The sequence below is a fragment of the Roseivirga echinicomitans genome (genome assembly GCF_001592935.1).
GTDB lineage: Bacteria > Bacteroidota > Bacteroidia > Cytophagales > Cyclobacteriaceae > Roseivirga > Roseivirga echinicomitans.
The window spans coordinates 51,837-63,823 of record NZ_LRDB01000004.1 but is presented as its reverse complement, the minus strand read 5'-3'; the positions used below and the strand labels follow the sequence as shown (position 1 = coordinate 63,823).

Sequence of the window (11,987 nt, the reverse complement as noted above, 5' to 3'; positions counted from 1 at the left end):
TTTGTGGGGTGGAATTTTATTAGTGGTTGGTGAGGAAATGGCAACTCCTTTAACAATTGGTTATAAAGCTCGCTTAGAGAATCATTTACCACTCCTGCTTTCTACGAAGTCATTTCGCAGCTTGCAGAGAAATCTTTTCACGTACCACAAACAAACCTCTTTGTGTTTCTGAAAAAGACCTCCGAAGCTTCGGAACAGGGTGACTTAACGCGGGCTATTGAAATTTTAGCTAACCTTATTACGAATAAACCAACGTTATCTCGCCCCTTCAGGGCTGGATTTACTTTATAATGATCATGGAACGGGCTGCGTCCATTCCTGTGATATTCCGCCCCGTTGGGGCTACAAAGGTGTCGCCCCAACGGGGCTTGGATTTTGCACAAGCATTCATTTTTCCTCCTGTCGCAGGTTCTCCGAACCTGTGACCCCTATTATTCAAGGACTCTGTCCTTGAACCGATACCCCTTCATAAAACCAGAATGCAAATAACACAATCGCTATGGGTCGCCCCGATAGGGCTTAATGTACCGTATATGTTTCTCCATGCTACAAATATGCCGCCCCGATGGGGCTTGGATTTTGCGCAAGTATTCATTTCCCCTCCTGTCGCAGGCTTTCCGAACCTGTGCCCCTTATTATTCAAGGACTCTGTCCTTGAACCGATACCCCTTCATAAAACCAGAAGGCAAATAACACAATTGCTATGGGTCGCCCCAACGGGGCTTAATTACTGGTGTATATTTCCTTGTTATACAAATATACCGCCCCGATGGGGCTTGGGTTTTGCACAAGCGCGCAGCTACTCTTTGCCCTGAAAGGGCGAAATACCAAAACGAAGGGTGTAACCCTTCGGAAATCATGGATGTACCACAATCGAAGCCCTATAAGGACGAGATAACTGGAAAGGGAGATTGCTTAAACGCCTAGCCAAATTTAGGAACTCATCATTAAAAGCCATTTATGATGCCTCCACGCTGATTTTTGAAAATTATTTTCAGTTTTTAAATATTTTTTTTCTTGCCAAGCCTACTTTTTAACAAAAATTGGCACATGAGTTGTAAATGGGAAATCAGTTGGAAGTTTAGCGCCATGCTCAATTTGTTTAATGAAATCATCACCCTCTCAGGGATGTAATTCTTAAAGAAGCATGCAAGCAAACGGAAGGCACAAAAACTCAAAATAATTTATGTATAAAACTCTAAAACTGAGCATAGCTGTCATAGTGATGGCTGGATTGCTCGCCTGTGAAGAAGATGGAATTAAGCCTAACATTGATTCTAATTCTACACCACCGCCTTCTTCTTTGATTAAGGCAAATTTTGAAAACAGTATTGTCAACCTAAAGGAAAACGATGGAGCCCTGACCGTTCGAATTCAACTTTCGTCCGAAGCCGAACAGGATTACACCCTAGTATTGAACTTGGAAGAAGCCATTGGTCAAGGCTTATTCTCAACATTACCTAGTTTAAATCAAAACGAGATGGAGTTAGTAATCTCTGCTGGCCAAACAGTGGCAGAATTCAGTGTAATTCCTCAAGACAACAATGTATTGTCTGGTCACAAGTCGATTAAATTCAACATTGTTGATGGAACCACTGCGGTTGCTGGTGATTTAGATAGCATAGAAATCACCATTCTGGACGATGAGCTTTTTGGGAAAGCGCAGTCTTATGAGTCAGCTGCTGGCGGCTGGAAAACCAAGAGAACATTCGTGTATGATCAACAAGGCCGTGTGAGTAAAATAAACTGGACATCTGAGACGCCTGGGGCAAGCGCTGGTACAGACACTTATTATTATGATGCGAACGGTATGATTGAAAAGATCAACTACTACCCTGACCAAGACGAGTATTTTATTAGTGAAAATGGAAGAATCATTCGATCAGAGAAGATTGAATACGGTGTGAAAAAATCTTATTCAGAATATGATTATGATTTTATGGGGAATGTAGCTGGTAGAGCAGATTATTATCTTCAATCTAATGGTTCATATGTACTTAGCTTAATGTTTGTTTACCTATATTTTCAAGACGGTAACTTGTACAAGCAGCTCGCTTATTACCCAGCTCAGAACGGTGATTTGAAATTGACCTCTACTCGTACTTACGACCACTATTATGACAAGGTAAATCCGTTTCCTGTGAATGAAATAATTCCTACTATCAGCAGTCAAACAAAGTTGCCTGGTTCGTATCGCATTGAAGAGAACGATGTAGATCTTTTCTACCAATTTAGTTACGAGTTTAACGCGAACGGTGAAGTGACCAAAAGAACCACCAATAGCGAGTCAACTTTATACCTCTACTATTAAAAGCTAAAAGGACTGTATCAAGAGTCATTCGCTCCATCACAGATAATTTATTGCAAAGTGGGCGAGAAAGAAAAGGCTCTTGGTGCATCTTTCAAGTATATTAACCTATGGTAATGGTAAAAACTCAAAGGCCAAGCATACTAATTGCTTTGGCCTTTTTATTCTTGGCTTGTCAGCCGGAAAAGGGGGAGCAAACTCAAGACAGTATGCCTTCCGCGGTATACCCCTATTTTAAAGAGCCCAAAATCAGCTTCATTTACGAGCGCTATTTAGATATTAAAGGAGCATTAGTAGCTGGAGATGCTAAAATGGCACAAAAAAGTGCTGATGTATTTCAACTTTCAATTGGGTCATCTTCAAACCTATCAGACTTAGCTAAAAGCATCAAAAAAGAGTCTGAGATAGACAAACAGCGCAAACTGTTTACAACGTTAAGCATTGAAATTTTAAAGCTATTGGAAAAACATCCCCCAGTAAATGGGAAGGTTTTTGCCTTTCGATCTATGAGTGACAGCAGCGAAGTTTGGCTGGCTAATGAAGCTCGTGTGAATAGCCCTTACGATGGAAGCATTTCTAACGGAAAGCTGTTCAAGGTTATGGGTAAGGAGGAACCTGCTTCTATTGTTAAAAATCAGTCTAAGCGACCTAATTCAGAGAGATTATAATCCTCTTTCCTACTTTGGAATTGAAATCATATCACCCTTTCAGGGTTGAATTTACTTTATGCTGACAAGGAATGGGCAACTCATTCCTTTGTTATCCGCCCCGATGGGGCTTAATGTACCGTATATGTTTCTCCATGCTACAAATATACCGCCCCGATGGGGCTTGGACTTTGCACAAGTATTCATTTTTTCTCCTGTCGCAGGTTCTCCGAACCTGTGACCCCTATTATTCAAGGACTCTGTCCTTGAACCGATACCCCTTCATAAAATCGGAATGCAAATAACACAATCGCTATGGGTCGCCCCGCTGGGGCTTAATGTACCGTGTATATTTCTCTATGCTACAGATATGCCACCCCGATGGGGCTTGGTTTTTGCACAAGCATTCAGCTACTCTTAGTCCTGAAAGGACGTAATATCAAAAAGAAGGGTGAAACACTTCGGAAAACTCGACTTTATATTCAAGAAAGTCCTGTAAGGACGAGATAAACTAATGCGGCTGTCTGTTCATGGCTATAAATAGGAAGTTGGAGAAGAATCAAAAAGCCCTGTCAGGTTTTGGAAAACTGACAGGGCTTTGCTTAGCGAAACCTTTTAGCGGTGGTCTATTTAGAACAACAGTCCAGCCATTTCCACCAGTCTGATGAATTCTGCGCGGTAGCCTTCTTCATCTTGACCTTTAGCTCCTTTGGCCAAACGGATGACCGCATTGAAAGTCAGGTTGTTTTTGTATTCTGAATTACGAAGCATCATTCCGAAACCGGCTACTGCAGCCGACCAACGGAAGTTTTCAGAGCTGTCACTCAGTTTCACTGATTCATTTTTAATCACTTGTTGCAGCAAAATACTGGTGTCTCCATCAGGCTTTTTGTATCGTAATTTCACCGTCATTAAATCGGTGGTGTTCCCTGTGGTTTTCTTCACTTCTGTATTTTGGTATTTCAAATCGTCCAAAGGCTTGAACTGGCTGTTCACCCCTACTGGAATGATTTCATATAAAGCCGTTACCGTATGACCAGCGCCTAATTCGCCCGCATCCTTTTTATCGTTGTTGAAGTCTTCGTCATTCAGCTTTCTATTTTCATAACCAATCAAGCGATAAGCTTTCACGGTGGCAGGGTTAAATTCTACCTGAATTTTAACATCCTTGGCAATGGTGAAAAGCGTACCGCCAAACTCGTTCACCAATACTTTTTTGGCTTCTAAAATATTGTCAATGTAAGCATGGTTGCCATTTCCTTTATCGGCCAAAAGCTCCATTTTAGAATCTTTGTAATTGCCCATTCCGTAGCCCAAAACAGTTAAGAAAACACCTTCATTGCGCTTTTCTTCAATCAAGTCTTCCATGGCTTTATTGCTGGATGCACCTACATTAAAATCACCATCAGTGGCCAAAATCACTCGGTTGTTTCCTTCTTTCAGAAAATTCTGCTTCGCGATTTTGTAAGCCAATTCAATACCAGCCCCGCCAGCCGTTGAGCCACCAGCATTCAGCTTATCCAAGGCTTCAATAATCTTGTTTTTCTCTTTACCCGAAGTAGACGGCAGCACCTCTCCTGCTGCGCCAGCATAGACCACTATGGCCACATGGTCTTCATCGCGCATTTGGTTGACTAAAAGCTTTAATGATTTTTTGAGCAAAGGCAGTTTATTATCTGCTCCCATCGAACCCGATACATCGACCAAGAAAACAAGGTTGGCAGGCGGTAATTTATCTACGTCAATCTTCTCGCCCTGAATTCCAATATGAACGAGTTTGTGCTGGGTATTCCATGGTGCATCGGATACTTCGTGCTGTACCGCAAATGGATGCTTTCCTTTAGGCCCCTCATAATCGTAATTGAAGTAGTTGATCATTTCTTCAATTTTCACAGCATCCTTTGGAGGCATTTTTCCATCATTAATAAACCTGCGCACATTGCTATACGAAGCCGCATCTACATCAATTGAGAAGGTGGAAAAAGGATTCTTCCATGGCGTATTGAAGCCATTTTCTTTTATTTCAGCATAATCTTCCTGACTTAATTCTTTTGGGTACTGGTAAGCAGTAGAAAAGTTATTCTCGGGCTGCATGTACATTTGGGATAAAATCTCAATCTCCATTTCTTCTTGGTCTGCTATACCCCTAATCATTATTTTGTTTTTCTGCTCTGCTTGCATTTGCCCTATCACAATCATTTCCGACATGAGTTGCACATCTTGATCGAGGCTAACATTGATCACGGATCGCTTTCCTACTTTCACTTCTTGGGTGATGTAGCCTAGGTATATAAAAATCAATACCGTTTCGTTATTGGGTACGGAAATACTGTACTTGCCATTGGCGTTTGTAGAAACACCTTGAGTAGTCCCCTTAATCAATACAGATACTTGAGATAGCGGAAGATTATTGTCGGCACTTTTCACAATGCCCGTAACTTCCTTTTGAAAATCTTTGGCCTGGCTGTTATGGAATATGCCAGTGAACATCATCATTACTATTATTAAATTCTTCATCGCTAAAAGGTTTATGTAAAAATTTCTTTAACCTTGAGATGCACGGTGCCTGAAGATTCCATAAAAGCAGAGAAAAATAATTCATTTATAATCCGTTGTTCTCGAAAAAACGAACCGATATCGCCCAAAAAACTGACCTAGAGCTGATTTTCGCTTATCAAGAAAACCAGGACAATAGGTGGCTTGGTGAGCTGTATAAGCGATACATGAATTTGGTGTATGGGGTTTGTTTGAAGTATTTGAAAGACCGTGATGTAGCTCAAGACATGGTGATGCAGGTTTTTGAGAAATTACTTTCACAGTTGCACAACCAAAAAGTAGAAAATTTTAAAAGTTGGCTATACGTGCTCACTAAAAATGAGTGCTTAATGCTCCTCAGAAAACAGAAGTCGCAAGGGCATTCTGTAGAAAATGGAGAAGCCGTTATGGAAATTGCCTTGGCTGTGCATCATGATAGCGAGCCGAATGCATTGGAAAGTGATTTGACCAAATTGGAAGACTGCATTAGCCAACTAAATGAAGAACAAAAAGTCTGCGTACAGTTCTTCTATATTGAAAAGAAGAGTTACCTAGAGGTGGTAGAACTAACAGGTTTTGACTTGAAGAAAGTAAAAAGCTACATTCAGAACGGACGTAGAAATTTAAAAATATGTGTAGAAAATCTTCGTGAACAAGAAGCATAACCATATTGAACAATTGACCCCAGCAATATTGGAAGCCTATAAAAAAGGGCTTTTAAATGCTGAACAACAACATCAGGTTGAAAAACTGATGTTGGAAGATCCGTTCTATGCCGATGCACTAGAAGGCTGGGAACAAATTGGCGACACGGAGCTAAGTGCTGACTTGGCCAAACTTGAAAACCGTTTAGACCAACGACTGGAAGAAAAGAATAGCATTGGCTTTTGGACAATGACCAGAAGATTGGCAGCCACTTTGTTGATTCTAATAACTGCTTCCTTTGTGTTTTTCTGGTTACAGAATAAAGATGAAGCACCTGAAAAATTCACTTCGAAAAAAGAAGTCGAAACTGAGGCCAGACCAGCCACGGACAGCCTTGAGTTGATTAACCCAGACCAATTAGAAAAGCCAAAACTAACCGCTTCAAATACAGATACCAAGCCAAAAACCATGAGGCTCTCCCCCATTGCCGATGAAGAAGAATTGATGGAGCTGGACATTCAAATTGAGGAAGAATTTAAAATTGAAAACATTGATTTAAAAACCCTTTCAGAAGCGAAAGAGACCAAATCAGCTCAAGCAAAAACGGAAGAGATTACCAGAATGAAAGCTGCTAAAACAGCGATTGAAGAAAGGACCGAAACTGAAATGGCCAGAACCATGGATGTTCAAAGCATGCTGCAAAGCCGAGTAGCCGGAGTTCAAGTAAGTCAGCCCAATATTACTCTGACAGTAGTAGACGCCAATGATCTTTCACCTTTGCCTCAAGTGTCTGTTTTGATCAAAAACACAACACAAGGAACAGGCACAAATATTCAAGGTAAAGCAGAAATTTCAACTGATACTTCTGCTGTATATGTCGTACGCTATTTAGGTTATGTTACTCAAGAATTTAGGTTAAGCGACCTTTCTAAAATAAATGACACCATCAGAATGGAAGCTGATGTAACCGACTTAGCCGAAATTATTATCACTAGTCCAGCAAGTGCTAATCGACAAAAGAGTCAAGCTCGTGCTAACCAAAAAGCAGCGCCTGTAATGGGAATGCCTGATTACAAGGATTACTTAGAAGAGAATATCATTTATCCTGAAAGTGAATCCAAAACGAGAGGTGCGGTTCAGGTGGAGTTCACCATTAACACAGACGGCTCTTTGAGCAATTTCGAAATCAAGAAAAGCTTAGGTACGGCTTTCGATGAAGAGGCGATCCGATTAATCAAAGAAGGGCCGGCTTGGCAAGCGGCTACCGATAAAAATGGCGCTTTAAAAGTTTCGACAGAAACTATCCGGGTAGTTTTTAAGCCTTAAAAAGAACTCCATGCATAAATCAGGCTGATTTCTCATTATAGAAACCCTCCAAAAGTTCCTACCCAATAGTTTCTTATAAAATTGATTCTTCAACTTTTGGAGGGTTAGAGTTGAATTTAACCTGGTTTATGCAATAGAGATCGTAATGAGAGCGTAAATCGCAAAGAATCAGGAAGTTTGGCTTTGAAAGCATAGCATCGCTATGGTGAAAAGACAAATGAAGCGTAGCGACTGATTCAAAGTGAGTTACGTCCGTAATAGATAGTCTATTGCATTATCCGGGTTTAAGCCTTAAAGCGAATCCCACAGTTTTCTAGGGGGCACCAAAAAGATAGAAAAGCGGAGATAGCTTGAATCTTTAATATCATACTCGCTAATGGCTTTCTTGATTCTATCCCCCGGGTTGACAGTAAAGTAAGTTAGGTTGTTCACATAACCTACGTCTACCCCCAACCAAAGCCAATCGTGTATTTCTTGCTCTAGTTTTAATTTGAAGTAAATATCTGCCCTTTGTAAGGTGATTAAATGTGCTTCGTTTTCTAGGGCATCGGTAAGGTTAAATCGCCAGTTGACCAACTCAGTCTGAAAAATAAAATAGGTGCTCTCTCTCAAATGGTACCTCAAATTAATTGAGCTTGGCAAAATGGCTTCGAATAACATTTTATCTGAAAGCTGCTTTTTGTAAGTGAAGGTTGGATAGATATTCAATAAACCCAAGGCGTAATTCACAACACCGCCATAACCAATAATGGTACTTTCGTTCAGCTGTTTACTGTATTCGCCCATCGCTAAGTATCGATTTGAGAATTGGTTTATGCCCCAAGTATCGCTGGCCAATTCAGTTAAGACAATGAGAGTGAATTTCTTCTCCTTTGAAATATTCCTTTGGTATAGAAAATTGAGCCCAGCATTATACAGGCTATTGTTATTCAAAAAATCGAATAACTCGCCTTGCTGCCCAGCTCCCAAGCCATAGAATTGTCTATAATATTTAAATTGAAATGCAAAAAGAGTTTTTTCCTTAAGAATCACCGGAACACCCAAGCGCACTCGCAGTAAGTTATCCTTTTCAATACTTGAAATAGAGTTACTCTCACCTGTGGGCTTTTCATAAGCCTTATAATTGGAAAGATATTCGGTACTGAATTCAACTACTTTAGGTCGGTAGGTAAGAATATCTTGTGCATTTAAGCCAAGTACACAGCAAAGAAAAAAGGTAGAAAATAGTAATCGCATCAAAAACTTAAGTCTAGACCGGAACTGACCAAGTTTCCGTTTTCATTCAACCCGTAAGTAAGAGAAAAGTTATGAATAATTACTAACCGCCAATCTCAGCTCACCGCTCTTAAAAAATCAATCTTACCGCTTGAAACCTTTCCTTATCTTGAGTTTCAATATCAACCCAAATACTTAACTATGAAACGACTCCTATCCTTATCAGGACTGTTAATCATCTTATTCTCCTCCCAACTAATGGGGCAAATCAAGTCAGAAACCTATACTGACTTGGCCCTAAGACACATTGGCCCCGCCAACATGAGTGGAAGAATAGTAGACTTGGCAGTACAAGAAAGCGACCCTTATATTTTCTATGCAGCCACTTCTACAGGTGGAATATGGAAAACAACCAACAATGGCGTCACCTTTAAACCTGTTTTTGAAAATGAAGCGACTCACTCAATGGGTGCCATTGCTTTAAACCAAAATAACCCTAATATCATTTGGGCAGGAACAGGAGAGCGCGCCAGTCGTCAGAGTTCTTCTTGGGGTGATGGCGTTTACAAATCTACCGATGCAGGTAAAACCTGGACAAATGTAGGTTTAAAAGATTCTCATCATATTGGTAGAATTGCATTGCACCCTACTAACCCAGACATTGCCTATGTAGCAGCGATGGGGCACTTATGGGGACCAAACAACGAAAGAGGTCTTTATAAAACTACTAATGGTGGTAAAACTTGGGAGCGCATTATTTATGTAAATAATGACACCGGAGTTGTAGATGTGGCCATGGATCCAAGCAACCCGAACATTCTGATTGCAGCTACTTACCAAAGAAGAAGAAGACCCTACGGTTTTGATGGTGGTGGACCGGGGAGTGGTTTACACAAGTCTACCGATGGAGGTAAAACATGGAAAAAACTAACCAATGGTTTACCAGAAGGCGAATATGGTCGTATTGGTATTTCCATTTATGGAAAAAACTCGAATATTATTTATGCTTCTGTAGAGCAAGGTTTTCAGTACAATGCTTCAACAGCTTACAACGAGCGCAGGGCTGGTTTATACCGTTCTGATGATAAAGGAGAAACTTGGGCATTCATGAGTGATTGGAACCCTAGACCAATGTATGCTTCTCAGCCTTATGTAGATCCAAATGACGATAAGCGTATTTACATGCAAAACCAGTTCAGTTATTCTACTGATAGCGGAAAAACATTTACAGCCCCACGTCAGTCACTTCACGGTGATGATAGAATTGTTTGGGTAAACCCTAATGATTCTCGCCATGTAATCAAAGGCGATGATGGTGGAATTGGTATTTCTTACGACCAAACCAAAACTTGGCTTTTCCTTACCAACCTACCTGTAAGTCAGTTTTACAGAATTGCAGTTGACAATGCCGAACCTTATAATATCTATGGTGGCTTGCAAGACAATGGTAGCTGGGTAGGCCCAAATGCCACTTACAACAATGATGGAATCCTTAATTCCGATTGGAGAAGAACAGGTGGTGGAGATGGTTTCTTAAGTTTACCGCACCACACCCAAGAAGGTGTTATGTATGGTGAATCTCAATATTTAGGCCTTTTCAAACTCGATTTAAACACTGGTCAAAGAAAATCAATCAGACCGGGCGACCCAAAAGGCGCCATTGGAGCAAGAAGAAACTGGGATTTCTGGGGGCCAGGTTTGCCTGAGCCAGATTTGGAAAATGCAATGGCACCGGCCAACTGGGACGGACCATTCTTCCTATCCTACCATAACCCGAACACGATTTATGCGGGAACCAACGTGCTTTGGAAAAGTACAGATGGTGGAAACTCTTGGGAATCATTAGGTGATTTAACCACCAAAGTAAACCGTAGAGAGTTGAAAATCATGGGAAGAAGAGCTGATGAGAATACAGCTTCATTGGATGATGGAATTCCATACTACCCTACCCTCACGGCAGTGGCTGAAGACCGTTTCACCCAAGGTTTACTATATGCTGGAACAGATGATGGTTTGCTTCAGGTTTCAAGTGATGATGGCCAAACATGGACGGATGTTACTTCGAAACTGAGTGGTTTACCAAAAGAAACGTGGATCAATACGATTGAAGTTTCTAGCCACAATGCAGGAACAGCTTATGTTGCTATTAACAACTACAGAAATAACGACTTCAAAAACTATGTTTACAAAACTGTAGATGGTGGTAAAAACTGGGCTTCAATTACAGGTAATCTACCTGCTGATCGTGTAGCAAGAACTTTGAGAGAAGACCCTAAAAACCCAAGCTTACTTTATTTAGGAACTGAGTTAGGTCTTTTCATCAGTAACAATGGTGGTAAAAACTGGATTGAGTTAAAGAACAACATGCCAACATTACCTTTCAATGACTTGGTAATTCATCCAAGAGACAATGATTTGGTTTTGGCCACACACGGACGTGGTGTTTGGATTTTGGACAACCTTAACGCAATTCAGGAGCTCACTACTTCTGTAGCCAACCAAGATGCTGCACTCTTCAGTATTGATAAAGGTGTGATGATTAATTACACTAGTGATGGAGCACATGTAGGTGATATGTTCTTTAGAGGAGAGAACCCCGTTCGTGGTGCAATCATCGATTACTATTTAAAATCGCCTGTTAAGGAAAGTGAAATTTCATTAACCATTCACGATACGCATGGCAACTTGATCAAAACTTTAGCACCAGACACTGTTGCTGGTATTCAGCGTGAAGTTTGGGACATGAACTACGAAAGTTTTGCTCCTGCTTCTGCTGCAAATACTGGCGGTGGCCGTAGAGGCTTCGGCTTAAACGGACCAAAAGTAAACCCTGGAAATTATGTGGCCAAACTTACGGTTAAAGGCAATTCTTACTCGCAAACTTTTGTGGTAGAAGACGACCCGAGATTGAATATTGATATCTCAGACAGAAAAGCATGGACAGCCAAATTGATGGAGATTGGAGAGTTTTCTTTGAAAGCTACAGAAGCCATGGGCGACCTTGCTGGATTGCAGAGACACCTAAGTCAATTGGATAGAAAAAAAGTGAAGTATGATGAGGCTGCTGCTAAGGAAATCAGAAATGTAGCTGGACTTTATACCGAACTAATGAGTCGTGTAAGAGGTGTCTATTTTGGCGCTTCTGGCTGGATTGGTCAAATCACTGGCGATCAACAAGCTCAGTTCGATTACTTGCAAGAAATGCTGATCAAGTTAGAGCCACAGAAAAAAGCAGTAATGAATGATGCTGTTAAAAAGCTGAACAAAGGCCTAAGTAAAGAGAACAAATACACAGGTCAATAACTAAATAG

At 40.8% G+C, this 11,987-nt stretch carries 7 protein-coding genes; 5 read left to right on the top strand and 2 right to left on the bottom strand.

Going from position 1 to position 11,987, the window contains the following annotated elements; genetic code table 11:
• Nucleotides 1–1,186: 1,186 nt before the first annotated feature.
• A complete protein-coding gene (locus tag AWN68_RS06350; protein WP_157716110.1) occupies nt 1,187–2,311 on the top strand; it encodes a hypothetical protein in 1,125 nt (374 codons plus the stop codon).
• 113 nt (nt 2,312–2,424) lie between these two features.
• A complete protein-coding gene (locus tag AWN68_RS06345; protein ID WP_157716109.1) occupies nt 2,425–2,976 on the top strand; it encodes a DUF3347 domain-containing protein in 552 nt (183 codons plus the stop codon).
• Between the two features lie 609 nt (nt 2,977–3,585).
• Here AWN68_RS06345 and AWN68_RS06340 read toward each other — a convergent pair.
• Nucleotides 3,586–5,472, bottom strand: a complete 1,887-nt coding sequence (locus AWN68_RS06340; RefSeq protein ID WP_068412928.1) for a YfbK domain-containing protein — start codon at nt 5,470–5,472, stop codon at nt 3,586–3,588.
• 95 nt (nt 5,473–5,567) lie between these two features.
• Between AWN68_RS06340 and AWN68_RS06335 the strand changes: the two genes are divergently transcribed.
• Nucleotides 5,568–6,155, top strand: a complete 588-nt coding sequence (locus AWN68_RS06335) for an RNA polymerase sigma factor (protein ID WP_068412926.1) — start codon at nt 5,568–5,570, stop codon at nt 6,153–6,155.
• On the top strand, nt 6,139–7,461 hold the full coding sequence (locus tag AWN68_RS06330) for a TonB family protein (RefSeq protein WP_068412923.1): 1,323 nt from the start codon (nt 6,139–6,141) through the stop codon (nt 7,459–7,461). Before AWN68_RS06335 ends, AWN68_RS06330 begins: the two co-directional genes overlap by 17 nt.
• A gap of 291 nt (nt 7,462–7,752) precedes the next feature.
• On the opposite strand, the gene AWN68_RS06325 is transcribed toward AWN68_RS06330, so the two are convergent.
• A complete protein-coding gene (locus AWN68_RS06325; protein ID WP_068412921.1) occupies nt 7,753–8,697 on the bottom strand; it encodes a DUF6268 family outer membrane beta-barrel protein in 945 nt (314 codons plus the stop codon).
• Nucleotides 8,698–8,877: 180 nt separating this feature from the next.
• Here AWN68_RS06325 and AWN68_RS06320 point away from each other — a divergent pair, with 180 nt between their 5' ends.
• A complete protein-coding gene (locus tag AWN68_RS06320; protein WP_084362782.1) occupies nt 8,878–11,979 on the top strand; it encodes a WD40/YVTN/BNR-like repeat-containing protein in 3,102 nt (1,033 codons plus the stop codon).
• The last annotated feature ends 8 nt before the right edge of the window (nt 11,980–11,987 follow it).

Bases quoted from the DNA above. Each gene is read 5' to 3' on its own strand.
- AWN68_RS06350 (WP_157716110.1), top strand. From the start codon at position 1,187: ATGTATAAAACTCTAAAACTGAGCATAGCTGTCATAGTGATGGCTGGA.
- AWN68_RS06345 (WP_157716109.1), top strand. From the start codon at position 2,425: ATGGTAAAAACTCAAAGGCCAAGCATACTAATTGCTTTGGCCTTTTTA.
- AWN68_RS06340 (WP_068412928.1), bottom strand. From the start codon at position 5,472: ATGAAGAATTTAATAATAGTAATGATGATGTTCACTGGCATATTCCAT.
- AWN68_RS06325 (WP_068412921.1), bottom strand. From the start codon at position 8,697: ATGCGATTACTATTTTCTACCTTTTTTCTTTGCTGTGTACTTGGCTTA.
- AWN68_RS06320 (WP_084362782.1), top strand. From the start codon at position 8,878: ATGAAACGACTCCTATCCTTATCAGGACTGTTAATCATCTTATTCTCC.